Source organism: Bacillus sp. JHAA, assembly GCF_036961585.1.
Lineage (GTDB): Bacteria > Bacillota > Bacilli > Bacillales > Bacillaceae > Bacillus > Bacillus velezensis.
In genome coordinates, this window is sequence record NZ_JBAMDE010000001.1 from 398,381 (window position 1) to 422,451 (window position 24,071).

25 protein-coding genes are annotated in these 24,071 nt (G+C 49.6%); 4 read left to right on the forward strand and 21 right to left on the reverse strand.

Annotation, left to right across the window (positions count from 1 at the left end):
• Positions 1-18 precede the first annotated feature (18 nt).
• The 11 genes from V7728_RS02050 to V7728_RS02100 all read right to left on the reverse strand — a co-directional run bounded on the left by V7728_RS02050 (position 19) and on the right by V7728_RS02100 (position 10,348).
• The gene (locus V7728_RS02050) at positions 19-1,080 is read right to left on the reverse strand and encodes a sensor histidine kinase (protein ID WP_007614006.1); all 1,062 of its coding nucleotides are present in this window, start codon (positions 1,078-1,080) and stop codon (positions 19-21) included.
• Complete coding sequence (locus V7728_RS02055; RefSeq protein WP_012118540.1) at positions 1,077-1,754, reverse strand: response regulator transcription factor; 678 nt, start codon at positions 1,752-1,754, stop codon at positions 1,077-1,079. Before V7728_RS02055 ends, V7728_RS02050 begins: the two co-directional genes overlap by 4 nt.
• Positions 1,755-1,955: 201 nt before the next feature.
• On the reverse strand, positions 1,956-3,725 hold the full coding sequence (locus V7728_RS02060; protein ID WP_015240668.1) for an ABC transporter ATP-binding protein: 1,770 nt from the start codon (positions 3,723-3,725) through the stop codon (positions 1,956-1,958).
• 211 nt (positions 3,726-3,936) lie between these two features.
• Positions 3,937-4,557 carry a bifunctional phosphoribosyl-AMP cyclohydrolase/phosphoribosyl-ATP diphosphatase HisIE gene (gene hisIE / locus V7728_RS02065; protein ID WP_025285339.1) on the reverse strand — a complete coding sequence of 207 codons (621 nt, stop codon included), beginning with the start codon at positions 4,555-4,557 and terminating at the stop codon, positions 3,937-3,939.
• Complete coding sequence (gene hisF, locus V7728_RS02070) at positions 4,554-5,312, reverse strand: imidazole glycerol phosphate synthase subunit HisF (protein ID WP_099567117.1); 759 nt, start codon at positions 5,310-5,312, stop codon at positions 4,554-4,556. The genes hisIE and hisF overlap by 4 nt, the downstream gene beginning before the upstream one ends.
• Positions 5,309-6,046: a 1-(5-phosphoribosyl)-5-[(5-phosphoribosylamino)methylideneamino]imidazole-4-carboxamide isomerase gene (gene hisA, locus V7728_RS02075; RefSeq protein WP_020956401.1), complete on the reverse strand. Its 738-nt coding sequence runs from the start codon at positions 6,044-6,046 to the stop codon at positions 5,309-5,311. Before hisA ends, hisF begins: the two co-directional genes overlap by 4 nt.
• Entirely contained in the window at positions 6,043-6,681 is a 639-nt protein-coding gene (gene hisH / locus V7728_RS02080; RefSeq protein ID WP_099567118.1) for an imidazole glycerol phosphate synthase subunit HisH, read from the reverse strand. The genes hisA and hisH overlap by 4 nt, the downstream gene beginning before the upstream one ends.
• Positions 6,682-7,266, reverse strand: a complete 585-nt coding sequence (gene hisB, locus V7728_RS02085) for an imidazoleglycerol-phosphate dehydratase HisB (protein ID WP_015240671.1) — start codon at positions 7,264-7,266, stop codon at positions 6,682-6,684.
• A complete protein-coding gene (gene hisD, locus V7728_RS02090) occupies positions 7,232-8,545 on the reverse strand; it encodes a histidinol dehydrogenase (protein WP_099567119.1) in 1,314 nt (437 codons plus the stop codon). The genes hisB and hisD overlap by 35 nt, the downstream gene beginning before the upstream one ends.
• Positions 8,542-9,183 (reverse strand): ATP phosphoribosyltransferase, encoded by a 642-nt coding sequence (hisG, locus tag V7728_RS02095; protein WP_012118547.1) that lies wholly within the window; start codon positions 9,181-9,183, stop codon positions 8,542-8,544. Before hisG ends, hisD begins: the two co-directional genes overlap by 4 nt.
• Positions 9,176-10,348, reverse strand: a complete 1,173-nt coding sequence (locus V7728_RS02100; protein WP_007407436.1) for an ATP phosphoribosyltransferase regulatory subunit — start codon at positions 10,346-10,348, stop codon at positions 9,176-9,178. Before V7728_RS02100 ends, hisG begins: the two co-directional genes overlap by 8 nt.
• Positions 10,349-10,589: 241 nt before the next feature.
• On the opposite strand from V7728_RS02100, the gene V7728_RS02105 reads away from it, so the two are divergent.
• The gene (locus V7728_RS02105) at positions 10,590-11,315 is read left to right on the forward strand and encodes a C39 family peptidase (RefSeq protein ID WP_012118548.1); all 726 of its coding nucleotides are present in this window, start codon (positions 10,590-10,592) and stop codon (positions 11,313-11,315) included.
• Positions 11,316-11,335: 20 nt separating this feature from the next.
• Here V7728_RS02105 and V7728_RS02110 read toward each other — a convergent pair whose 3' ends face one another.
• Genes V7728_RS02110 through hprK form a run of 4 tightly spaced genes read right to left on the reverse strand, consistent with a single transcriptional unit; the run spans position 11,336 to position 14,293 of the window.
• A complete protein-coding gene (locus tag V7728_RS02110) occupies positions 11,336-11,851 on the reverse strand; it encodes an acyltransferase (RefSeq protein WP_012118549.1) in 516 nt (171 codons plus the stop codon).
• A gap of 3 nt (positions 11,852-11,854) precedes the next feature.
• Positions 11,855-12,505 carry a pyrophosphatase PpaX gene (ppaX, locus tag V7728_RS02115; protein WP_012118550.1) on the reverse strand — a complete coding sequence of 217 codons (651 nt, stop codon included), beginning with the start codon at positions 12,503-12,505 and terminating at the stop codon, positions 11,855-11,857.
• 25 nt (positions 12,506-12,530) lie between these two features.
• Positions 12,531-13,346: a prolipoprotein diacylglyceryl transferase gene (lgt, locus tag V7728_RS02120; protein WP_012118551.1), complete on the reverse strand. Its 816-nt coding sequence runs from the start codon at positions 13,344-13,346 to the stop codon at positions 12,531-12,533.
• 14 nt (positions 13,347-13,360) lie between these two features.
• A complete protein-coding gene (gene hprK, locus V7728_RS02125) occupies positions 13,361-14,293 on the reverse strand; it encodes an HPr(Ser) kinase/phosphatase (protein WP_003151456.1) in 933 nt (310 codons plus the stop codon).
• Positions 14,294-14,462: 169 nt separating this feature from the next.
• Here hprK and nagA point away from each other — a divergent pair, with 169 nt between their 5' ends.
• Genes nagA through V7728_RS02140 form a run of 3 tightly spaced genes read left to right on the forward strand, consistent with a single transcriptional unit; the run spans position 14,463 to position 17,120 of the window.
• Positions 14,463-15,653, forward strand: a complete 1,191-nt coding sequence (gene nagA, locus V7728_RS02130; protein ID WP_082998330.1) for an N-acetylglucosamine-6-phosphate deacetylase — start codon at positions 14,463-14,465, stop codon at positions 15,651-15,653.
• The gene (nagB, locus tag V7728_RS02135) at positions 15,650-16,375 is read left to right on the forward strand and encodes a glucosamine-6-phosphate deaminase (RefSeq protein WP_012118553.1); all 726 of its coding nucleotides are present in this window, start codon (positions 15,650-15,652) and stop codon (positions 16,373-16,375) included. Before nagA ends, nagB begins: the two co-directional genes overlap by 4 nt.
• A gap of 13 nt (positions 16,376-16,388) precedes the next feature.
• On the forward strand, positions 16,389-17,120 hold the full coding sequence (locus tag V7728_RS02140) for a GntR family transcriptional regulator (RefSeq protein WP_012118554.1): 732 nt from the start codon (positions 16,389-16,391) through the stop codon (positions 17,118-17,120).
• A gap of 144 nt (positions 17,121-17,264) precedes the next feature.
• Here the strand turns inward: V7728_RS02140 and V7728_RS02145 are convergent, their stop codons facing one another.
• From V7728_RS02145 to V7728_RS02170, 6 genes are all read right to left on the reverse strand, one after another.
• Positions 17,265-17,840, reverse strand: a complete 576-nt coding sequence (locus tag V7728_RS02145) for a TetR/AcrR family transcriptional regulator (RefSeq protein WP_029973519.1) — start codon at positions 17,838-17,840, stop codon at positions 17,265-17,267.
• Between the two features lie 166 nt (positions 17,841-18,006).
• Complete coding sequence (locus V7728_RS02150; protein WP_082998329.1) at positions 18,007-21,876, reverse strand: metallophosphoesterase; 3,870 nt, start codon at positions 21,874-21,876, stop codon at positions 18,007-18,009.
• Positions 21,877-21,969: 93 nt separating this feature from the next.
• Positions 21,970-22,329, reverse strand: a complete 360-nt coding sequence (locus tag V7728_RS02155) for a phage holin family protein (protein WP_007407446.1) — start codon at positions 22,327-22,329, stop codon at positions 21,970-21,972.
• Positions 22,330-22,524: a PspC domain-containing protein gene (locus V7728_RS02160; protein ID WP_007407447.1), complete on the reverse strand. Its 195-nt coding sequence runs from the start codon at positions 22,522-22,524 to the stop codon at positions 22,330-22,332. It lies immediately after the preceding gene.
• Positions 22,525-22,528: 4 nt separating this feature from the next.
• Positions 22,529-23,626 carry a DUF4097 family beta strand repeat-containing protein gene (locus V7728_RS02165; protein ID WP_007614045.1) on the reverse strand — a complete coding sequence of 366 codons (1,098 nt, stop codon included), beginning with the start codon at positions 23,624-23,626 and terminating at the stop codon, positions 22,529-22,531.
• A 24-nt stretch (positions 23,627-23,650) separates the two neighbouring features.
• Entirely contained in the window at positions 23,651-23,977 is a 327-nt protein-coding gene (locus V7728_RS02170; RefSeq protein ID WP_003151444.1) for a hypothetical protein, read from the reverse strand.
• Between the last annotated feature and the right edge of the window lie 94 nt (positions 23,978-24,071).

Here is a 24,071-nt window from a genome sequence, read left to right on the forward strand (position 1 = left end):
GGCTGGTTCGACCAGATTTTAGCTGTTTTTTTCACGAGGCTCGGCTGGAAGAATGACACGGAAAAGGGTTCCTTCGCCGCGCTTGCTCTCAACCTCTATCGAACCGCCGTGCAGCTCTGCGATTTTTTGGGCGATGGACAGGCCGAGCCCGCTTCCTCCTTCGTTTCTCGCCTTGTCCGCTTTATAAAACCGTTCAAATACACGCTCCGCCTGTTCAGGCTCCATTCCGATTCCGTCGTCGGCGATTTCGACAGCCGCCGCTCCCGGCAGATCTGCAATTTTAACGGAAATGCGGCCGCCTTCACCGGTAAATTTTACGGCATTGTGAATCAGATTCATCCATACTTGGCTGAGCAGCGCTTCATCTCCGTACACATACGACTCCTGTAAATCAATGAGAAACTCAATCTGTTTGGCGGACCATTCAGGCTCACAGGTCAATATGGTGCGCCGCAGCTGTTTGTCAATGCGGAACGGTTTTTTTTGTATCGGTTCGGTTTGGCGTTCGAGCGCAGTGAGCTTCAGCAGATTTTCACTGATTTTTGATAATCGTTCTGTTTCTGTTTCGATGATGTGTAAGTAGCGCCCCCGCTCCTCATATGATAAATCCGGTTTTTTCAGAAGGTGCGCGTAGCCCTTTAATGAAGTGAGCGGGGTTTGGATTTCATGGGAAACGTTCGAAATAAATTCTTGTTTCAGTTTTTCCATTTCACTCAGTTCCGCGGCGAGTGTCGACAGTTCATCAGCCAATTTCGTCACGGGATGGTTCCGCTCAATCTTCTCCATTTTCCGGGAAGCGGCCGCTGTGAAGTTGCCGCTCGACATTTGCTTGATCGTGGCGGTCAGCGAATCCCAGATCGCATGATGCCTTTCACGTGCTGACTTTGAAAAAATAAACATCGTTACGAACAGCAGGCCGAAAACAAGCCAAAGCGTCAGAATCTGCTCGGCGTACGGCACAAGCAAAATCGGCCATATGAGACCGAATCCCTGAACAATCAGGTGAGCCGCCAGCCATAAGAATGCGGTGACAGTGAGAAGGATGATGATTTTCCCAGCCGTTCTGAAGATCCGTTTCATCCTGTCACCACAAACCGATACCCGAGCCCCCGCACCGTATGGATGGCAAACGGATAGTCTTTTTCCGGAAACCGTTCTCTCAGCCTTTTAATATGCACATCGACGGTACGCTCGTCACCTTCATAATCAAAGCCCCAAATATCTTCTATTAGTTGTTCTCTTGAAAACGTCTTATTCGGATAACCGGCGAGCTTAAATAAAAGCTCAAATTCACGCCGGGGCAATGTCAATCCCGCTCCGCCGCCGCGCGTTACGGTGCGGGATTGCTTATCTAATGTGACCGTTCCGATGGTCAGCAGTTTTTCAGCGGTGATCCGGTACCGTTTCAGCAATGCTTTGACCCTTGCTTCCAGCTCAAGCGGCTCAAACGGTTTGACGAGATAATCATCCGCTCCGGAAGTAAAACCTTGCACTTTGTCCAGCGTTTCGCCTTTTGCCGTCAGCATCAAAATCGGAATGTCCGTAAAGCTGCGGACGGCTTCACTGACTTCAAACCCGTCCATTTTCGGCATCATCACATCCAGTATGATGAGATCTATAGGTGCTGATTCGATCAGCCGCACCGCCGCTTCCCCGTCTTCCGCTTCTGCGACGTCAAAACCGCTCTGCTCCATCATAAGGCGGACAAGCTCACGGATATGGCGGTCATCATCCGCAACCAATATGACAGCCATGAAAATCCCTCCTTCTGCTTTTTTCTTTTCATGAATCGACATGATGTCTATAAACCGAATTTTTTCATTGTCTCCTGTACCGGCATACACGCTTATGGCTTGGCTCTTCATCGTTACCGACCGTACACCCGTAAGAACAGGACTCCGGCTGCAAAATAAAAAGCAGCTTTTTCAGCTGCTTTTTATTCATAAAGTCTTGCTTTACACAGCTTTGTTTTCTAAGTCGGCATTCAGCTTCAGCTGCTGCTCCGCAAAATCGCGGTACAGCGAATGGGATGCCATTAATTCATGGTGTGTGCCCCGTCCGGTGATTTCACCCTGTTCGACAAAGAGAAGCTGATCTGCATCCACAACCGTGGATAAACGGTGGGCGATCACAATCGTGGTGCGGCCTTTCATTAAGACTTCGAGCGCCTGCTGCACCCATTTTTCAGATTGGCTGTCCAGACTTGATGTCGCTTCATCAAGCATCAGAATGCTCGGGTTGCGAAGGAGCGCTCTGGCAATGGCGATGCGCTGGCGCTGTCCGCCTGACAGCATAATTCCCCGCTCACCGACCTCTGTTTCAAATTTCTTCGGTAAGTCTTCAATAAATTGCAGGGCGTAGGCCATGTCAGCCGCTTGCCTCAGTTCCTCATCAGTCACCTCGCGTTTTAATCCGTAGCAGATATTCTCGCGGATGGTGCCTGACATTAACGGGCTTTCTTGCGACACGTAGCCGATATGCTCCCGCCATGACTCAAGGGAATACGCATCAATCGGTTCATTTCCGAGCAGGATGCTGCCCGCAGTCGGATTGTAGAATCGTTCAAGCAGCTTAAATAACGTTGTTTTTCCGCCGCCGCTCGGTCCGACGATCGCGGTGACTTTGCCGGCCTCAATCGTAGCCGTAATGTCTTTTAAGATGGTTTGATCTGTTTTGTAGCCGAATGAGACTTGTTCAAGCCTAATCGGCTGATCCGCGTTTTCAATGGCTTTTCCGGTTTGGATATCTTCTTCTTTTTCTGCAAGAATATGAATCATCCGTTCCGTTGCGCCGACGGATTTTTGAAGCTGTGTGAAAAATGAAGTGATCTGGCCCATCGGCATAATGATCTGAAACAAATACAGGATAAAGGCAACGAGTGCGCCGGCTGTCAGTTCACCGGATGACACCTGCATCCCGCCGTACCCGATGACAGCGACCAGCGCCGCCATTAATACAAGTGTAATAAGCGGGCCTACGAGCGACTGCACCTTCGCTTCACGCAGCCCGAGTTTAAAGAGCGCCATGATGCCTGCTTTTCCGCGTCCGTATTCCGCTTCTTCAGCGTTTGACGCTTTTACAAGCCTGATTTCCGGGAGGATGTGGTTTAATAATCCGGTGAATCTCGCCGTTTCATCCTGTGTTTCCCGAGAAATTTTAAACATTTTCCGGCCGATCGGCACTAAAATCACCGCAGCCAGCGGCACGACGATCAGCACGAGCAATGTGAGCTTCCAGTTCATGAAAAATAAGATCGTCAGTGACCCGATAACGGAAATGATTCCGGTAATAAATCCGCTGATATTGTTTGTGATCAGCTCTTTTACCACCATTGTGTCATTGGTGACACGGCTGATCGTTTCTCCCGTGGCGTTTTTGTCAAAATAAGAGACGGGCAGTTTAATTAATTTCTGCCACAACAAATCACGCAGTCCCGAGATGATTTTCTGGCCGCTGTAGTTCAGGGCGTAGGTGGCGTAGGCGCTTAATGCGGCCTGTACGATAAACACGGCTGCGATGATTCCGATTTGCACGCCTGACAGCGACGACATGGAAAAGCCGTCAACGAGCTGCTTTGTCAACAGCGGAATCAGCAGGCTGACGAGCGTTGTCACAATACTGAGAGACAGCGCGAAGGCCAGCATACCGTATGATGGTTTTGTTTTTTTGACTAATGAAAAGAATGAGCTGAATTTCCCTTTAGGTTTTGGTTGTTTATTCGGCATATGTTTTCCTCCTATATCACTGTTTATACTATAACGGATGTGCATGAACGGAATATGAACAAAACGTATATTTTTGATAAAAACCAAAATAAACTCTATTAGTCAATATTATCAAATTCATCTGCCTCCGGTTGCGGAAATAAGGAATATTTAATTGAATGTTTAAGTTTGACAGATTAAAAACCTCACGGATCTCTCCGTGAGGTTTGTTTTACTCAGATGCTGAATGGCGTTTCGCAAGGACGTCAAGCACGTCGTCCAAAGGAAGCGACTGCTCACGCAGAAGAACGAGCAAATGATACAGCAAATCCGCCGCTTCCCATTTTAATTCTTCTTGGTCGCGGTTTTTCGCGGCGATAATAACCTCTGCGGCTTCTTCGCCGACTTTTTTGAGGATTTTATCGACGCCTTCCCGAAACAGATACGTTGTGTAGGCTCCGTCAGGCATCTCCGCCTGCCGTTTGGCGATTACGCTTTCCAGTTCATTTAAGATGCCGAAACGATCCTGCGCATCCGCTTTTTCCGGAGAAAAGCAGCTGTAGCTTCCCTTATGGCATGCGGGTCCTGAGGGCTCCGCAAGCACGATGAGGGCATCTTGATCGCAATCATAGCGGATGGCTTTCACCTTTTGGGTATTCCCCGATGTCGCTCCTTTATGCCACAGCTCCCCGCGTGAACGGCTGTAAAACCAGGTTTCTTTCGTTTCTATCGTTTTTTCGTAGGATTCACGATTCATATAAGCCAGTGTCAGTACTTCTTTGCTTGCCGCATCCTGCACGATGGCGGGAATCAGTCCGGCCTCGTCAAACCGCAGTTCATCTGCCCGTTTCATCTCACATTCACCCCGTGTTTCTTCATATAATCTTTCACTTCTTTTATAGATGTCTCTTTGTAATGGAAAATGGAAGCTGCAAGCGCGGCGTCCGCTTCACCGATCGTGAAGGCTTCAAGCATATGGCGCGCGCTTCCGGCTCCCCCTGACGCAATGACGGGCACCGGGACGGCACGTGTGACAAGCTGTGTGAGCGTATGATTAAAGCCTGTTTTCTCACCGTCTGCGTCCATGCTTGTCAGCAGGATTTCACCCGCTCCCCGGCTGACGGCTTCTTTTGCCCAGGCCGTGACTTCCCACTCGGTTTTCTGTCTGCCGCCGTGTGTGTACACTTTATAGCAATTCGAATCTTCGTCATACTTTGCGTCAATCGCCGCTACGATGCATTGCGAGCCGAAAAAATCCGCTCCTTCCGTAATCAGCTCGGGGCGGAGAACGGCCGCTGTATTAACGGATACTTTATCAGCGCCGGCGCGAAGCATTCGTTTCATATCGCTTAATTGATTAATTCCGCCGCCGACCGTAAACGGAATCGCCAGTTTTGCCGCAACCTGTTCTACGACGTCTGTCATCGTCTTGCGGCCTTCGTGAGAGGCGGAAATGTCGAGAAAAACAAGTTCGTCAGCGCCCTCCCTGTCGTAAGCTTCGGCCAGCTCGACAGGATCGCCCGCATCTTTCAGCCCGAGAAATTGAATGCCTTTGACGACGCGGCCTTCTTTCACATCGAGACACGGAATGATTCGTTTCGTGATCATGCGTCCTTCACCCCGCTGAGCGCTTCAGCCAATGTAAATTGTTTTGTATACAGCGCTTTTCCGATAATCGCTCCCGATACGCCGGCGTCTTTGAAGCGGGCCAGTGCTTTGAGGTCGGCGACTGAGCTGACTCCGCCTGAAGCGATGACGGTTTTTCCCGTTGCTTTTGCGAGCTGAACGGTGCTTTCGATGTTCGGTCCTGACAGCATGCCGTCAGTTGCAATATCCGTGAAAATGAAGGTTTCCGCTCCTTCGGCCGCCAATTCACGGCCCAGATCGGCCGCTCTTACCGAGGATGTTTCCAGCCAGCCTTCCGTCGAGACATATCCGTTCCTTGCATCAAGACCGATCGCGATTTTGCCGCCGTATTGTTTCAGCATGCTCTTCACAAATGCCGGATCGGAAACGGCCGAGCTGCCGAGAATAACGCGATCAACACCTTGTGATAAATAACCGTACACATCCGCTTCAGAACGGATCCCGCCGCCGATCTCGACTTTGGCATCAAGCTGCCGCGCAATGTCAAGAACATGCCTGTCGTTTACTTTCCTGCCTGCTTTCGCGCCGTCAAGGTCCACGAGATGAATCCATTCGGCACCTTCGTTTGCAAATTGCGCCGCCATGTCTAAAGGAGAGTCACCGTATATCGTTTCCTTGCCGTAATCGCCTTGGATGAGGCGGACGCATTTGCCGTTTCTCATATCGATTGCCGGATATAATGTAAAAGCGTTCATTTCTTCACCTTCTGTTCCGCTGCCATTTTTGTAAATTGCGTTAAGATCGCCATTCCGGCCGTACCGCTTTTTTCCGGGTGGAACTGTGCACCGAAGACATTGCGTTTCCCGACGACGGCCGGAACACGAACGCCGTGCTCAGCGCTTGCCAGAAGATCGCCGTCTTCCATCCCGTCTATATAATAGGAATGGACAAAGTAAACGAAGCCTTCTTCCGCTTCCGAAAGCAAAGGAGACGTTTGGTGAAACGTCAGCCGGTTCCAGCCCATATGCGGCACCTTCAGCTTGTTTCCTTCGGCATCTCTGTCTTTGAGTCTCACAGCTTTTCCGGCTAATAAACCGAGTCCTTTTGCAGAGCCGTTTTCGGTGCTTTCTTCGAAAATGAGCTGCATGCCGAGGCAGATGCCGAGGAGCAGCTTACCCTCGTCAACCATACGGTGTATGAATTGATCAAGCTTTGCGCTGCGTAAATTGTCCATGGCGTCACTGAATGATCCGACACCGGGGAGAATAAAAGCATCCGCTTTTTCAAGCTCTTCCGGCCGGTCTGATACGACATACGGGACACCGACGCGTTCCAGCGCCTTCGACACGCTGAATAAATTGCCCATACCGTAATCAATTACACCGATCATTTACAGCATTCCTTTCGTAGACGGCACACCCTTGACGCGCGGATCAATGGATGACGCTTCATCAAGCGCTCTGCCAAGCGCCTTAAACACGGCTTCTATCATATGATGCGTATTCGTGCCGTAATGAACGATGACGTGCAGATTCATTCTCGCTTCCAGCGCCAGTTTCCATAGGAATTCATGTACCAGCTCGGTATCAAACGTTCCGACTTTCGCTTGCGGAAATGCACCGCGCATCTCAAGGTGCGGCCGGTTGCTCAGGTCTACGGCGACTTGGGCGAGCGCTTCGTCCATCGGTACTAGCGCTGATCCGTACCGTTTGATCCCTTTTTTATCACCGAGCGCCTCCAAAAAAGCCTGCCCTAAGCAGATGCCGATGTCTTCAGTCGTGTGGTGATCATCTATCTCCGTATCGCCTTTTGCGTCAACAGTTAAATTGAATTGCCCGTGCTTTGTGAACAAATCAAGCATATGAGTCATAAACGGCACATCCGTGCTGATGTCGGCTTTTCCTTCTCCGTCTATTTCGAAAGCCAGCTTAATATCGGTCTCATTTGTTGTTCTGGCGCGTTCCGCTTTTCTCATCGGTCATTCCTCCGTTTCTCGCTTCAATCGATCTTGCGTGCGCTTCAAGCCCTTCCAGTCTCGCGAAGGCGGAAATGCTGTCCGCGTGCGTTTCAAATGCCTTCCGGCTGTATGAGATGATGCTCGATTTCTTTTGAAAATCTGTTACATTCAACGGGCTTGAAAACCGCGCCGTTCCGTTTGTCGGCAAAACGTGATTCGATCCGGCAAAATAATCGCCGACCGGTTCAGCGCTGTATCGCCCTAAGAAAATCGCCCCCGCGTGTCTGATGCTTCCAAGCAAAGCCTCCGGCGAATGCGTCATGATTTCTAAATGCTCGGGCGCCAGCGCATTCACCGTGTCCACTGCATCTTCCATCGATTCCGCGATATAAATGCGGCCGTGATCCTTGATCGACGCTTCGGCGATTTCTTTGCGCGGCAGGGTCTGAAGCTGTTTATCCACCTCATCTGATACGGCTTCGGCAAGCTTCCGTGAGTCGGTGACAAGCACGCTTGAGCTGAGCGTATCGTGTTCGGCCTGTGAAAGCAGGTCAGCGGCGACTTCTTTGGGCACCGCCGTATCGTCTGCAAGGACCACGATTTCACTGGGCCCGGCAATCATGTCAATATCCACAACGCCGAAGACTTCGCGCTTCGCGAGTGCTACAAATATATTGCCGGGACCCGTGATCTTATCAACAGGCTGTATCGTTTCGGTTCCGTAAGCGAGCGCGGCAATCGCCTGCGCGCCTCCCGCTTTGTAAATTTCCTTTATGCCGAGCTCAGACGCCGCCGCCAGAACGCCCGGCGAAAGGCGGCCGTCTTTTCCCGGAGGACTGACGAGAACGATCCGTTCCACTCCCGCAGCGAGAGCGGGGATGACATTCATTAAAACGGAAGACGGATAAGCGGCCGTCCCGCCCGGCACGTATACGCCCGCGGAATCGAGCGCCGTTATTTTCTGCCCGAGCATCGAGCCGTCTTTGCGATGGTAAAACCACGAGGATTGCAGCTGGCGTTCGTGATATTCTTTAATATTGGCAATCGCCTGTCTGATCACTTCCAGCAGCTGATCATCAAGCAGACGGTACGCCTCGGTGACTTCCTCTGCACTCACGGCCATTTGGTTCAGGCTGATGCCGTCAAATGTTTTTGTATAGGCCAAAACGGCTTTGTCACCGTTTTGTCTGACGTCTTCAATAATCCCCCTGACGGTTTTCCGCTGCTCTTCGGTTCCGCTGTCGATGGAACGCTTCAGTGAGAACCGCTCGCTTCTTTTTACTGCGGTTATTTTCATTGTGCCGTTTCTCCTTCCACAACCCTGGCCAACCTGGCCGCCATTTCGTCGATTACATCATCCTTCATACGGTAGCTGACCGGATTGACGATAAAACGCGATGTGATGTCACAAATATGTTCTGATTCAACGAGACCGTTTTCTTTTAATGTCCGCCCGGTTGATACGATATCTACGATTCTGTCAGCAAGCCCGATTAAAGGCGCCAATTCAATCGAACCGTTCAGCTTAATGATTTCCACCTGCTCGCCCTGCTCTCTGAAATAACTTGACGCAACATTCGGATATTTCGTCGCAATCCTCGGGGCGACTCCGTTCCAATCCGCTCCGGGAAGCCCCGCAACGGCGAGATGGCATTTGCTGATTTTCAGATCGAGCACCTCATACACGTCACGCTCTTCCTCAAGCATGACATCCTTTCCGGCAATACCGGCATCAGCGACGCCATGCTCGACATAAGTCGTGACATCCATCGGCTTTGCCAGAATAAAGCGGAGATTTTCTTCAGGAACGTCAATGATCAGCTTTCTCGATTCTTCAAACTCCTCGGGCAGCCTGTACCCGGCCTGCCGCAGCAACCCGGCCGCTTCTTCGAATATCCGTCCTTTTGGCATTGCCATTGTGAGTACCTTACCCATTCTGCTCTTCCTTTCTGGCACCGATAAAGTATGTGACGTTTGCGAATGATTTTGTCATATGATCGATATTTTCAATGCCCGCCAGATCCTGCAGGACGACTTTTCTGCCTCTCGCCCTTTCTTCCTCCGCGAATAAAATGGCCTGCGCCCGTTGCTCCTTGCTGAAAATCACGGCATCCGCTTCACTAGTTTCTTCCTGGATGCCGAGCGCTTCAATCAGCCTGTCGATACGGAGCCCGAAACCCGTGGCGGGAGCGGGACTGCCGAAATGGCCGAGAAGATTGTTATAGCGTCCGCCGCTTCCGATGACAAAACCGACATTTGCCGCATACACTTCGAATAAAATTCCCGTGTAATAACTCATATGGCTTACCATATTCAGATCAAGGCGAATATGCTCGGCACATCCGTAATCCTCAAGAATGTCCCACAGGTCTTCCAGCTCCTGAATCAAGCTTTGTCCGGAGATGCCGATGATCTCCTCCGCTTTGGCGCATATCTCTTTCCCGCCTCGCAATTCCAGAAGTGCGAGCAGCCGGCTTTTGTCTATTGAAGAAAGCGGAAGCGATTTGACATGTTCCCTGTATCCCACGTAATTCTTCTCAAAGAGAAAGCGCCGCAGAACATCCGCCCGCTCAGCATTGCCCAGAACCTCGACAAACAGCTCATCAGCGAGTCCGGCATGGCCGATCGCGATTTTAAACCGGTGCAATCCCGCGTTTTTCAAAGCGCCGGCCGCCAGCGCAATCACCTCGGCGTCCGCGCTTGTTGATCCGTCGCCGATCAGCTCCGCGCCTACCTGTTCGAATTCTGCCGGACGTCCGCCTTCCCGCTCCTGAGCGCGGTAGACGCTTGCCGCGTACCCCGCTCTGAGCGGATGATTGTGTTTGTGCAGCTTAGACGCCGCCACCCTGGCAATCGGTCCGGTCATATCAGGCCGAAGCACAAGCGTTTTCCCGTCCTGATCGAGAAGCTTAAACAGCTGCTGTTCTTCAATGGCTGACTGGACGCCTACTGTTTCATAAAATTCAAGGGTCGGCGTCTCCATAAACTGATAACCCCATTTATCAATTAAATCCGTCAGTGTGGAACGGACTTTTTTCTTGGCTTCGTATAAACCGGGCAGCGTATCTCTCATGCCATGCGGTTTCTCAAACATAAACATTTGCCTTTTACACCTCCGCTTTGTCTGAAGGAAAATTCCAAATCCTTTAGTTCGCTAATATGATAATATGTTAGCAGATAAAAGAATGAATTGCAACGCCCAATGTCCGCCTATTCTTTTCCATAAACATGGCTAAAGAATGAACAAACCTGTAAACATATCGGAACGATCGAATCATATTGAGCAGAAGTGCTATAATACATAGAATAGCTTCAACAGAAACAAGGGAGAAGAATTGATAATGAAGACGCTTGGAACATTATGTGTGCTGATTCTGACAGCCGTCCTTGTCTATCTGGGATATAACATCTATACAAACGATATTCATTTGAATTTTTTCAATCAGCAGTCCGACGAGCCTGATGAGAAAACACCGTTAAAAGGGAGCGCGTCACCGCTGAATGTCGTTCTGTACAGACAGATGGATTCTCCCAGACTGTACAATGGCTGTGAGGTGACAAGCCTTGCCATGATTTTGAACAATGCCGGATATCATGTGTCAAAAAATACATTGGCGGATAAAATCAATAAAGTTCCGCTCACATACAGCAGCGGGCTGAAGGGAGATCCGAATGAAGGATTTGCCGGAGATATGGAAAACGGCCCGGGTTTAGGCGTTTATCATGAGCCGATTGATAAACTTGCCAAAGAATATGCGGGAAACAAAGTATACGATCTGACGGGAAAAGACATTTCTTCAGTGTACCGCCAGCTTGAAAAAGGGCGGCCGGTCTGGGTGATTACCACCACATCCTTTAAGCCGGTTGATAATATGCAGACTTGGAATACGCCGAACGGAAAGATCGACGTTACGTTCAGCATGCATAGCGTAGCCGTCACCGGTTATGATCACGATTATGTATACGTCAATGATCCTTACGGCTATAAAAACAGAAAAACAGATCGGTCTGACTTTGAAAAAGCCTGGAAGCAGATGGGCAGCCAGGCCATTGTGATCAAGTCATAAAAAAACCCCGCTGACGTTAATCAGCGGGGTTTTCCCATTCGTTCTTTCATTTCTTCGTCCGTATAGATCACCTGCATCGGATTTCCTCCGACAAACGCCCCGGCCGGGACATCTTTGTGCACCAGCGTGCCGGCTGATACAACGGCTCCGCTCCCGATGGTGACGCCGGGCAGAATCGTTGTGTTTGCCCCGATCATTACCTCGTCACCGATTGTGACAAAACCGGTCCGGTACTCATGTATTAAATATTCATGAGCCAAAATCGTCGTATTGTAGCCGATGATACTGTTTTTTCCGACAGTGATTTTTTCGGGAAACATGATATCCGGCATCACCATCAGCGCGAATGACGTCTGTTTTCCGACATTCATTTTCAAAAAGGTTCGGTACAGCCAGTTTTTCACGCTTAAAAACGGCGTATACCTTGCGATCTGAATGATGATGAAATTTTTCATCACCTTCAGAAAGGGAACCGTCTGATAAACATGCCACAATGAATTTGCACCTGAAACCGGATGGCGGTCTGTTTTTCTCACGGATTACTTCACTCCGGTGATGTGCAATAAATCACTCATTTTCTCGAGCATATAATCGGGTTCATAGGCGGAAAGCGTCTGTGCGCCTTTAATCGTCCACGCGACGCCGGCTGTTTTCGTGCCGGCGTTTTTTCCCGCCATGACATCGTGATAATTGTCACCGACCATTATGGCTTCCGACGGATCGCACCCAAGCCGGCTGAGAGCAAGCCGCACAGGCTCGGGGTCAGGCTTCGGATGCTTTACATCATCAAGCGTGACGACAGTATCGAAAAACGCCCCGATGCCTGTCAGCTTCAATCCCATATTGACTGTATCCCTCAGCTTCGTGGTGACAATCCCGAGCTGATATCCCGCTTTTTTCAATTCATCCAGCGTTTCATAAACCGTTTCGTACTCCGTGACGAGCTCATCGTGCTTTTCATGGTTGAATGCTCTGTACATGCTGATCATCTCATCGCACTTTTCAGCATTAATGCCTGAAAACGTTTCATACAGAGGCGGGCCGATAAACGGAAGCACATCTTCCCTTTTGAACTGCCCCGGGCAATAATGATCAAGCGTATGAAGATAAGAAGCGATAATCAGTTCATTCGTGTCAATCAGCGTGCCGTCGAGATCAAATAAAATGGCGGTTACACGTTTATCAGTCATCTTATGTCCTTTCCGATTTCAGGCGTCAGTCCGTGTCGGCATACCGCTTATCGGCATACCCCTTCATGCGTCTGAAAATCATTAAAATAATCGCAAGTACAATCAGCACAATGGAAATGACCTGCGCGATCCGAAGCTGGCTCGTAAGCATCAGGCTGTCCGTCCGCATTCCCTCAATAAAGTATCTGCCGATCGAATACCAGATCACATACGTCAAAAATAGATTGCCCCTGCGCAGGTTCACGCGGCGGAGCAGAAGCAGAATCACGACGCCCGCAAAACTCCACAGCGATTCATACAAAAACGTCGGGTGATAATATTGTCCGTCTATGTACATCTGATTAATGATGAAATCCGGAAGATGCAGACTTTCCAAAAATGACCGGCTGACCGCTTCACCGTGAGCCTCTTGGTTGATAAAGTTTCCCCAGCGCCCGATGGCCTGGCCGAGCAGAATACTCGGCGCGGCAATATCCGCCAGCTTCCAGAATGAGATGCCTCTTACTTTTGAAAAGACGATTCCCGTCGCGATCGCGCCGATTAATCCGCCGTGAATCGCGATGCCGCCTTTCCAAATTTTAATGATTTCCCCGGGGTGTTCCGAGTAATAGCTCCACTCGAAAAGCACATAATATGCCCTTGCGCAAATGATTGCGATCGGGATGGCGAAAAGAACAAGATCAATAAAAATGTCCTTTTTCAGCCCCCGCTTTTCACTCTCCCTCATGGCCATCCAAAGCCCTAATAACGCGCCCGCGCCGATAATGATTCCGTACCAGTGCACGGATAATGGCCCGAGCTGAAAGGCAATCGGATTGATTGGTGTTCCTGCTTCGTTCATATCATTGCCAACTCCTATTCGTCTTGTTCGCCGTCCTCAATGACATCCGCCAGCTTATTCGTAAATTGCTCGGCAGCATTTAAGCCCATCCGCTTCAATCTGAAGTTCATCGCCGCAACTTCGATAATAACGGCGAGATTCCGCCCCGGGCGGACAGGAATGGTCAGTTTTGTAATTTCCGTATCAATGATTTTCATTTTTTCTTCTTCAAGTCCGAGACGGTCGTATTGTTTCCCTTGCTCCCAAAGCTCAAGGTCCATGACGATTGTAATTCTTTTATTGCTTCTGACGGCGCCCGCTCCGAACAGCGTCATGACATTTATAATGCCGAGCCCCCTGATTTCGAGCAGATGCTCAATCAGATCAGGCGCGTTCCCGACAAGGGTATCCTGATCCTCCTGCCGGATTTCAACGCAGTCATCCGCGACAAGACGATGGCCTCGTTTGACAAGCTCCAGCGCCGTTTCACTTTTACCGACGCCGCTTTTTCCCGTAATGAGCACGCCGACGCCGTATATATCCACAAGCACGCCGTGAATGGCCGTTGTCGGCGCGAGACGGCTCTCAAGAAAATTCGTCAGCCTGCTTGACAGCCTGGTTGTTTTCAGAGGGGATCTGAGCACAGGCACGCCGTTTTGCTCGGAAGCTTCTACAAGCTCCGGCGGGATCGGCATATCTCTGGAAAGTATGATAGCCGGCGTCACATCGGTGCACAGCGATTTCATCCGCTGTTTCTTATCTTCCTCGGGAAGCTGATCGAAAAATGACAGCTCCGTTTTTCCTAAAAGCTGCACCCGTTCTCTCGGGTAATATGTAAAATAACCGGCGATTTCAATACCGGGCCGTGATAAATCACTCATCGTAATCGGGCGGTTAATCCCTTCTTCTCCGCTGATCAATTCTAAATGGAACTGCTCCATTACGTCTTTGGTCCGAACCTTTGCCAAGATATGTTCCTCCTGTTCTGGGATGTTCCGAGCTTTGAACAGTTATATTTTATCACTTTACCGTCTGAACCAAAACAGATTTATACAATTCCGGCATAACTGGTCTAGATAACTAGTCTGAAAAAGAGTAAAATAAAACTAACAACTAACCAGAAAGGCGTGTTTTAAAGTGGCTGAAAGCTTGTTAATCAGCGGTGCGGACATCGTAACAGAAGAAGAAATCATCCGAAACGGATTTCTTGGTATAAAGAACGGCATCATTTCTTACGCGGGGAAAACAAGACCGCAAGAAACGTATGAGAAGGAATGGAAGGCGCCCGAGGGTTCATATGCGCTTCCCGGAATGATTGATATTCATATTCACGGCGGATACGGCGCGGATACGATGGATGCTGATGTTGCAGCTCTTGATACAATGTCCGCCCGGCTGCCCGAAGAAGGAACAACCTCTTTTCTAGCGACAACGATCACACAACGGCACGAAAACATTGAAAAAGCGCTCGTCAACGCCAAAGAATGGACGTCTTCCTCACCGCAGGCCCAAAAAGGCGCTGAGTTGATCGGCATTCATTTAGAAGGACCGTTTGTCTCTCCGAAAAAGGCGGGAGCACAGCCGAAACAATGGATTACTCCTGCTGATGCCGGGCTCTTTCAGAAATGGGAGCGGCTCTCGGGAGGGCTGATCAAAATCGTGACGCTTGCGCCGGAAGAAGATCCTGATTTCAGCCTGATCCGTTATTTAAAAGACCAAAACATCATCCCTTCAATGGGACACACAGACGCGGGAGCCGAGCTTTTACAAAAAGCGGCGGATGCCGGGGCGGTGCATATGACGCACCTCTTCAACGCCATGAGCTCCTTTCATCATCGTGAGCCGGGGGGCATCGGTACGGCTCTCGCCTGCGGCCGCATCACGGCGGAGCTGATCACCGACGGCATTCATTCCCATCCTTTGGCTGTAAAGCTTGCCTATTTGGCGAAAGGAAGCAAAAACCTGATCATGATTACAGACTCCATGCGGGCAAAAGGGCTTAAGGACGGAGAATACGAATTCGGCGGACAAAAAGTCACCGTTCGCGGGGACACGGCGCTTCTCTCTGACGGGACGCTGGCCGGTTCCATTTTAAAAATGAATGAAGGCGCGGCGCTCATGCGCAGGTTTACAAACTGCTCATGGCTGGATATAGCAAATATGACATCGGCAAATGCGGCCCGCCGCCTCGGAATATTCGACCGTAAAGGAAGCATCGCCGAAGGAAAAGACGCCGACGTTGTTCTGACGGACGGACAGTGCGGCGTGCTGGCCACGATTTGCCGCGGAAACACCGCATATATCTCAAGGGAGGCTGATTGGACATGAACGTTATCACATGCAGACATTATGAAGAATTAAGTGAAAAAGCCGCATCGATTATCGCTGAAACAGTGAAACAAAAGCCGGATGCCGTTCTCGGCCTTGCGACGGGAGGCACTCCTGAAGGCGTATATAAAGAACTTGTGCGGATGCACCGCTCAGAAGGCTTGTCATTCCGAAATGTCACGACGATCAACCTTGATGAATACGCCGGGCTTTCTCCTGAGGACAAAAACAGCTATCATTATTATATGAATACACATTTTTTTGCACATATCGACAGCCGAAAGGACCGCCACTTTCTCCCTGACGGACGGGCAGACGATCTTGATGCCGAATGCGGACGATATGACCGATTGATTCAAACACTCGGCGGAGCGGATATACAGCTTTTAGGCATCGGACACAACGGCCATATCGGCTTTAATGAACCCGGGACGCCATTTGAATCCCGAACCCATGTCGTTGAGCTGAATGAAGAGACAAGACAGGCGAATGCGCGGTACTTTCCGTCAATTGATCAAGTCCCTGTAAAAGCCCTGACAATGGGGATCGGGACGATTTTGTCCGGCAAACGGATTTTGATCATGGCATCCGGAAAAAGCAAGGCCCAAGCGGTGAAGCAGCTTCTGGACGGGCGCATCAGCGAAGCATTCCCCGCCTCCGCCCTGCACGCGCATCCGGATGTGACGGTCTTGATTGATGAAAAGGCTGCGGGCGGCGATTGAAAGGATTTGACCTATGCAGATTGATAAACAATCTCCGATTCCGATTTACTTTCAGATTATGGAACAATTAAAAACACAAATCAAAAACGGCGAGCTGAAAGCGGATGCGCTGCTTCCGTCGGAGCGGGAATACGCCGAACAATTCGGCATCAGCCGAATGACGGTCCGCCAGGCGCTTTCCAATCTGGTGAATGAAGGATTTTTATACAGGCAGAAAGGCCGGGGAACGTTCGTCAGCAAACTGAAGATGGAACAGCCGCTTCAAGGGCTGACAAGCTTTACGGAAGATATGAGAAGCCGGGGCATGAAGCCGGGGAGCAGACTTGCCGAATACCAGCTGATTCAGGCGACGGAAGAATTATCTTCTATCCTGGGATGCGGCTATCCGGCAACGCTTCATAAAATCATCCGCGTCCGGCTGGCAAATGATATCCCGATGGCGATTGAGGCCTCGTACATCCCGTTTGACAAGGCGGGAAAACTGGACGCCTCCCATTTTCAATCATCCATGTATGAGCATATTGAAGCGTACAATCAGATGCCGATCTCACGGGCAAAACAAGAGCTTGAACCGGGAGCCGCTTCCGAGGAAGAAGCTGAGCTGCTCGGTATCCAGCCCGGCGCCCCCGTCCTCTATATCAAGCGGACCACTTATCTGCAGGACGGCACTGCCTTTGAGCACGTCAAATCCGCCTACAGAGGCGACCGCTACACATTCGTGCACTATATGGACAGGGTGAAATGAAACATCTCCAACCGTTACGGGTTGGAGATGTTTTTTTGATCTGCCATTTTCAAATCAAGCCGGGGAATATTCTCTATGACTCTGTCAAAACGGAGAGGCTGGGGTTCTGGTATCTATTTTTATAAAGAAAAGAGTAATAAAATGCTACCCTCTGTTTTGGACAATATACGGAACCTGCTTTGAAATCAGCAGCAGCGGTTCTTTGTTTTTATGAGCCAGTGAAAACATGATTGCGCCTTCAATCATCGAGTTGATTGTCACCCCGAGCTTCTCCGCTTCCTCTTGTTCAAACCCATGCTCAAGAAATTTTGCCGCAAACACATCCGTCCACTTCTTGAACACCTCAACACATGTGCATCTTAACGTTTCATTGATCAGAGCGGTCTCACCCGCCAGCAATCCAACCGGCACGCCCTCAATATTCTGCGGATCATTAAACTGTTCAGCCGTTACATGAATAAAGTGCTGAATCGCTTCTACAGGGTCCGCGAATTGAGACATACTATTCTGTATTTGCTTTTCAACGCATCTTCCCGTATATTTGATCGCCGCAATGGCGAGTTCTGCTTTTCCGTTTGGAAAGTGATGATACACAGACCCCCTGGGTGCTCCGCTCTCTTTTATAATTTGATTCAAACCAGTCGCATGGTATCCCTGAATCTGAAAAAGATATGCAGAGGTTTGAATAATTCTTTCTTTTGTCCCGGTTTTACTGTTCATTATGTTTCCTCCTGCATATTACGAAAACCAATCGATTTTAGTATAGAAAAGGGACATAAAAAAGTCAAAAGCACTTATCACAGCAGGGCGCCGCCATTTACGCACAGAAAAAATCCTGCTGACCGTCAGATTTTCTTCTGAGCGATCAGCAGGCTGTATGTTTTCGTTATGGGTTTGAGGCATGCCTGAAATCAAACTGATCCGGAGCCGGGCGATACGGCGTATTTCCCGTTCTGAACATCCACAGCGGTGATATTGTTTTGCCGTTGTAAGGGTCCTTAACAACGGTGTACCAGTAATAAACGGAATCAGGCTGCAGGCCGTCCCAGACCCAATTTGCGGTTTTTCCGCTTTTTACGTGTTTTTTATGACCGAGCAGTTCGTTCGTATAGACGTTGCATTCAAAATAATCGGTCGCTACCCTTTTCCTCTTCGGCTGTAAATCCATTTCTGCTGAGAATTCGTCTTTATCAGCGAACAGATCGGTGTCATAGTAATTGATGTCATCCGTGTACGGCGAGTAGGAGAACATGTGAACCTGATTGGCGGCCTGATCGAATTGCATCATGCGCATAAAGCCCTGCCCCCCTTCCGGACCGTCCTGGTAGTCGGTCAGAATCTGGTGGACGAGGCGGTCCGGTTTTCCGTCCCTGTCATCGTCAAGCGCATCGGTTTTTTTCATGGCGTTATGGTAATGGCCGCTTAATACCATCGCCACATTGCGATTCGGCTTGACGACTTTTCGATAGATCGTCTCCCCGATCGGGCTTCGATTTCCGCTCACAAGCAAGTACTCATGAAAGCATAAGATGGCGGTTCGGTCCGGATACCTCTTCAGCACTTGATTGATCCAGTCAATCTCTTGTTCCGCAATGCCCCAGCCCATATAAATCATAATAAAATCGTTCCCGCTTGCCGACAGCAGATCATAATGCCCGCGGTTATTTTTGTATGATCCGCCGTAATGCATGTTCTGTTCAAACCGGCGGCTCCCGAAGAAATCCCCGAATGTTCGGTATGTGCCGTCTTTATGGCCGACGTCGTGATTGCCTGCAAGCACTCCGTACGGAATTCCCGCCTTGTCAAGCGTCCGCATGGAGTGATCGGCGTTTTTCCACTGTTTCATCACCATTGAATCATCGACGATATCACCGGTATGAAAGACATATTTAATATTGTGCTTTTCCTTATTTTCTTTGATCCACTCCGTCATTTTGTCAAAAATGTGCGGGTGCCCTTGTGCGTAATACTGTGTATCCGACATCCAGACAAACGTGTAATTGCCTTTCGCCGGTATTTGATCCTGCACGATGACATTCATTTTTGAGTTCTTCACCACATCCACTGCGGAAACGGCTGCTTTTAATGTAAACGGCTTTTTATCTTTGGCAAGAACGCTGTCCGCCTCCTGCCAGCGGCTTGTCCGGTAATTCCAAATATACATGGTTACCTTTCGGCCGGGCAGAGAGCTTCCTTTCCAGACCGCCTCGGCCAGATCCGTTTCGTCGATAGACGGGTCAACGGAGACTTCGAACCGGTGATAAGGAAAACGCTCCATACTTTCCGCCGAAACGGTTTTTCCGTCATTTGCCGAGATGCGGTTCATTTCCGGCAGGGTAAACGGCATTTCATTTTCTTTTATGCCCCTCGGCGGTTCCGTTAATGAGGCGTGTTTATACACTTTCACGCTGCCCGGATTCCGCGCGGTATAACGGAAGCCGCGATAAAATGATACATTCATGTCATCCTTCGTCGGGTCTTTTACCCGGACGGACAGCTTTGCTTTGTGGGCGCCGATTTTTTGATCGGCAAGCTCCGGCTGGTTCGGCTCCTCCCGTTTGATATGGAAGGTGCGGACGGACCTTGTTTCATTTCCGGCAAGGTCTGCCGCAATAATGGTAAGGGTATGTTTTCCGGGCTTGAGATCGGCTGATGACGTGTGATGCGGGAGCGTAATGCTTTCTCCGTCCAAAAACGCTTTGACCTCTTCCACTTTGCTCCATTTGTCACGGATGTCCGCATTCAGCTCAACATTACCTTTCAGCGCCGCGCCTTCTTTGATACCCGGGACAATCTTCGGCCCCGTATTGTCCACCCGCACAGATTGGCTCAGCTGCTCCTCACCGTCGCTAACAAAAATATGGTGATAGCCTTCAGAAAGCTTCGCCGTGTTCCACGGCAGCAGCCGTGACGTAAACAAATGATCCGGCAGGCTGAATGAGAAGGTCTTCTGCTGATTCGCCCGCCTGCCGTCACCGATAAACAGCTGCTCAGCCGGATCCGTCTTCCCGTCTTTGATCACCGTTCCGTCCGAAAGCACCAGACGGGCATGTTTCACGACAAAATCATCCCGATTCTCTCCTGTGTCATACGGAGAAACCTTTGAGCCCGAACGGATGGATACTTTCTGCGTTTTGCCCCCTTTTTGCAGCAGACGTTCCGGAAGGAGAACCGAGTGCGTTCTGTAGCGGTGAGACGGATCGTCAAAAATGTGCAGCACCTCATTTTCCATTATGACGGTGTTTTGAAAATAAAGATTCGTTTTCCGGGCATCGAAGGCGAAATAGACCTCTTTTTCCAGCGCCGGCCGGGTCTCCTGCCGCTTGCCGTCAATCCACAGCTTGATCTTATCGGCGCTGACGTCGGAAGTCGCTTTGAGCAGATAGGTGCCGGATATCGTATCTTCGGGTTCAACATTCATTCTGAGTCCGTGTGATTTGCTCGTCTGTTCAATGTCAATCATCTTGACGGGCGTTTTTGCTTCATTTTCTCCATCACTGGCTGCGATATAATACTCAAGCTGATCCTGGCCGAGCAGTTCCGGGGAATAAAGAATGTGATGGTATAAGCTGTCGTTGCGGTCTTTTTCGGCCAGAATTCGTTTGAATGGTTTTTTCTCATTGGTCCGGTAATAAAACGCGGCTGTTTTGACAAGGTTTTTGTCTTTTATGTCAGCCTTTAATTCAATGCTTTCAGCGGGCCGGACGGGCTTTCTGTCTGTAAGGTCTTCGATGACCGGTTTTTCCTTGTCGGGTTTTATCACCCTTTTCTGCTGCGGGATCTGCGCCTGAAAAACAGAGCCCGGTGACGGCTTATGCTCGCTCGTGGAGATCTTCAGCAATTCTCCCGTTCCGTTCAGCGGATATTTGTACAGCAAAGAAGTCAGCCGGCGGAAAGCGTGCTTCCGGTAATGCGCTGAGGCGATACCCTTTCCGGTATTTGCCGACAGCACCACCGTACGCGGGCGGCCGTTGGACATTCCGTCCGTCCCTTCGATGACGGCGAGATGTTTTCCCTCCTTCAGGCGTGTCCCGTAATAGCGGTTGAAATCATCTATCGTCAGTTCTGATGCGGCGCGCCTCAGCCAAAACACGTAAGTCCCGCCTGACGGAATGACGGTATCTTCTTTCGGCCTCCATATCATGTCTGATTCCGGCCCTTCCTTCGGATAGCGGTAGCGGATGTGATAGTCTTTAAAATGAATGGGCCTGTCCGTCGTGTTATACACCTCGATAAATTCATAGGCATCAGCGCCGTCTTCATTTTTCGTATCAACCGCAAGCTCCGTAATCATCAGCTCGGGAATATGATTCAAATCGGCTTGATAGCCGTCCAGCTTCAGCCGCTTTTTCTCCGATTCCGCCCGCTGTCTGCCGTTGGTGAAAACGAGGTAATATTCCAATTCTCCATTCCAGATATCCCGTTTTGAAACCTGGGCCGTAAACAGCCGGATTGCGCCTGGCGCGGGCTCCATCGGCACCATTTTAAACCCCAGCTCATTGCTTTGTTTATAAAAAAGAAACGCCGAAAACGCTTGATAGTCAGCATTCCGTACATGAGCCTGTATGAACAGGTTTCTTTTCATTTCCGCCTTTACTTCGATTTGGGGAGGATTCTCCAGAAGCGGTATGTAATGAGGCGGCTGTCCGAATTCCTGCTGATTCACGGGGATTGCCGATTCTTTGCGCGCCGCATCCGCAGAAGGACTCACACAAAGCAAACCAATCAGAAAAAAGAGCGTCATCACAAGTTTCATCTCATTACCTCCCTATACATTATGTTGCGTCAGGAGGCTGCCGCTTATGTAAATCACACATAAAAAAGCTGCCCTCTCGGGACAGCTCGTTTTTTACCTTTTTCTAAGCGGCTCCAATATGCCTTTTTGGATCAGCAAGTGGAAAACGGACAGCACGACGGATGCCCAAATGGCGGTGCCGAACCCATCAATCTGAAAGCTGTCTCCCATCAAGGCTGCGGTCATCATTAACGTAATGGCGTTGATGACAAACAGAAAGAGGCCGAGGGTCACAACCGTGACGGGCAATGTCAATATGACGATGATCGGCTTGATCAGTACATTTAACACAGAAAGAATCACACTGGCGATGACAGCCGCTCCGATACTGCTGATATGGACGGAATCAAAATATCCCGCGATAACGATTAATAATAAAGCATTTACTAAAATGCTGACTGCCCATTTGATCATTTATTTCAAATCTCCTTCTAAAGGTACAACAAAACACCAGATAATATATACAATAGGCACGATTCCGCTCGTGACAAGCGCTAATACAACGGTGATAATGCGTAAAAGCGACGCATCCATATTGACGTACTCCGCCAAACCGCCGACGACGCCGGCGATTTTACGGTTTTTTTCTGAACGATAAAGTCTTTTCATCCAATCACCTCTGAGTATGCTTGAGCTTGATGGCTCCTGTTAACGATTCTGAGAAAATCGAGAGATGCTGATCATGGCCTTGATTTGATGCCAGCATCAGTTCTTTTTGAATGGTATCATTCTTTTCCTTTAAAATTTCCGCATCAATCAGCTCATGGCTGAGAGAGCCGAGATTGCTTTTCAGCTCCGCTTTCACCGCCGAATCATCAGGCAGAGCGATATCCACGTTTCCGGTCGTCGTTTTCGTGTAGATGGAGCGGCAGTGCGGCGCTGTCACGGTAAGCATGATATTGCCGTTAAAGCTTTGAACGTCAATGGATTCACTCGATCCGCGCAAATCAATCAAGCCGTTGATCGTTTCCGCTTCAATCGCGCCGCATTGATGTCCGGCCAGCTTGATTTGTCCGTTAGCCGTTTCCGCCGACGCTTTATCAGCCGTCAAATGAGAGAATGACAGAACGCCGTTTGTCGTTTTCGCCGAGAATTCTTTTACATGTAAATGTTCCCCTCTGATCGGTCCGTTAAACAGCTTCACTCTTATCTTATCGTACTCTTTCTGGGGAACATAAAGCGTGACATTGGTTTTCATCGTTTTCTTTTCCGTGCGGACAAAAAACTTATTGCCCTTCACTTCACACTCAATGTGCTGAAGAAATGCGGTGCGCGCCGCCTCCTGACTGTCCGCCCGGTACACTTTCGCCTGGCACTCCGCTCTGATATCTTCATCCGCCCACGGCACGATATTGACGCTGCCGTTTGCGATCTGCATATCAATGGCCGAGAATTCACTGTCTTTAAATTGAAAAATATGCTGCACTTCGTGTGCGTGGCCGAAATTCAGATCAAGATCCGCTTCCTTCACTTTTTTGACTGCAGAATCAATCCAGTCGAACAGCTTCGCCCCGAGCGACGGCTTTTGGCTTCCTTTTGCCCCGCTTTCGAAATCTTCCGCAGGTTCCTGGACCTCCGCAGATAATGCGGTGATCTGCTCTTCTTTTTCTTTATATTCATGATCCAGTTTTTCAATGAGCGTCAGTGCTTCCTGCGCCGTCAGCATGCCGTCTTCCACAAGCTTTAAAATCCGTTCTTTCTCCTGTTTCATACAAAACTCCTCCCCCGACTTTTCTTACACCTGGCGTAACACCTTAATCCCCTGCACGATATTCCAAATGACCATTCCGATGAGGATCAGAAAATAAACAGCTGCTCCTGTTATCATAACAAAAACGGGCACCATACTCTCCCCCTGAGCCGTAATCAATCCGCCGACAACACCCGCGGTCACAATCAGCAATCCCGCAAACGGAATGATATGGGAAATCAGAGCGCGCATGGCATGCCGCTTCGTCTCTTTTTCATCGACGACAAAGTAAGCCACAATCGGAAGAATGAGCGGCGCGAGAAACACGCTGAAATAACAGATTGATGCGATAATCGCTTGATTTCGGTTCAATAAAAACACTCCCTGTGCCTTGATGTAAAAACCCTTCCTTATACATACGTATGACGAATGGGCGGGTTTCATTTTCATGCTAAGGACATGCTTC

Excerpts from the sequence above, each read along its gene's own strand:
- V7728_RS02050 (WP_007614006.1), bottom strand. The coding sequence starts at position 1,080 with ATGAAACGGATCTTCAGAACGGCTGGGAAAATCATCATCCTTCTCACT.
- V7728_RS02055 (WP_012118540.1), bottom strand. The coding sequence starts at position 1,754 with ATGGCTGTCATATTGGTTGCGGATGATGACCGCCATATCCGTGAGCTT.
- V7728_RS02060 (WP_015240668.1), bottom strand. The coding sequence starts at position 3,725 with ATGCCGAATAAACAACCAAAACCTAAAGGGAAATTCAGCTCATTCTTT.
- hisIE (WP_025285339.1), bottom strand. The coding sequence starts at position 4,557 with ATGAAACGGGCAGATGAACTGCGGTTTGACGAGGCCGGACTGATTCCC.
- hisF (WP_099567117.1), bottom strand. The coding sequence starts at position 5,312 with ATGATCACGAAACGAATCATTCCGTGTCTCGATGTGAAAGAAGGCCGC.
- hisA (WP_020956401.1), bottom strand. The coding sequence starts at position 6,046 with ATGAACGCTTTTACATTATATCCGGCAATCGATATGAGAAACGGCAAA.
- hisH (WP_099567118.1), bottom strand. The coding sequence starts at position 6,681 with ATGATCGGTGTAATTGATTACGGTATGGGCAATTTATTCAGCGTGTCG.
- hisB (WP_015240671.1), bottom strand. The coding sequence starts at position 7,266 with ATGAGAAAAGCGGAACGCGCCAGAACAACAAATGAGACCGATATTAAG.
- hisD (WP_099567119.1), bottom strand. The coding sequence starts at position 8,545 with ATGAAAATAACCGCAGTAAAAAGAAGCGAGCGGTTCTCACTGAAGCGT.
- hisG (WP_012118547.1), bottom strand. The coding sequence starts at position 9,183 with ATGGGTAAGGTACTCACAATGGCAATGCCAAAAGGACGGATATTCGAA.
- V7728_RS02100 (WP_007407436.1), bottom strand. The coding sequence starts at position 10,348 with ATGTTTATGTTTGAGAAACCGCATGGCATGAGAGATACGCTGCCCGGT.
- V7728_RS02105 (WP_012118548.1), top strand. The coding sequence starts at position 10,590 with ATGAAGACGCTTGGAACATTATGTGTGCTGATTCTGACAGCCGTCCTT.
- ppaX (WP_012118550.1), bottom strand. The coding sequence starts at position 12,505 with ATGACTGATAAACGTGTAACCGCCATTTTATTTGATCTCGACGGCACG.
- lgt (WP_012118551.1), bottom strand. The coding sequence starts at position 13,346 with ATGAACGAAGCAGGAACACCAATCAATCCGATTGCCTTTCAGCTCGGG.
- nagB (WP_012118553.1), top strand. The coding sequence starts at position 15,650 with ATGAACGTTATCACATGCAGACATTATGAAGAATTAAGTGAAAAAGCC.
- V7728_RS02140 (WP_012118554.1), top strand. The coding sequence starts at position 16,389 with ATGCAGATTGATAAACAATCTCCGATTCCGATTTACTTTCAGATTATG.
- V7728_RS02145 (WP_029973519.1), bottom strand. The coding sequence starts at position 17,840 with ATGAACAGTAAAACCGGGACAAAAGAAAGAATTATTCAAACCTCTGCA.
- V7728_RS02150 (WP_082998329.1), bottom strand. The coding sequence starts at position 21,876 with ATGAAACTTGTGATGACGCTCTTTTTTCTGATTGGTTTGCTTTGTGTG.
- V7728_RS02155 (WP_007407446.1), bottom strand. The coding sequence starts at position 22,329 with ATGATCAAATGGGCAGTCAGCATTTTAGTAAATGCTTTATTATTAATC.
- V7728_RS02160 (WP_007407447.1), bottom strand. The coding sequence starts at position 22,524 with ATGAAAAGACTTTATCGTTCAGAAAAAAACCGTAAAATCGCCGGCGTC.
- V7728_RS02165 (WP_007614045.1), bottom strand. The coding sequence starts at position 23,626 with ATGAAACAGGAGAAAGAACGGATTTTAAAGCTTGTGGAAGACGGCATG.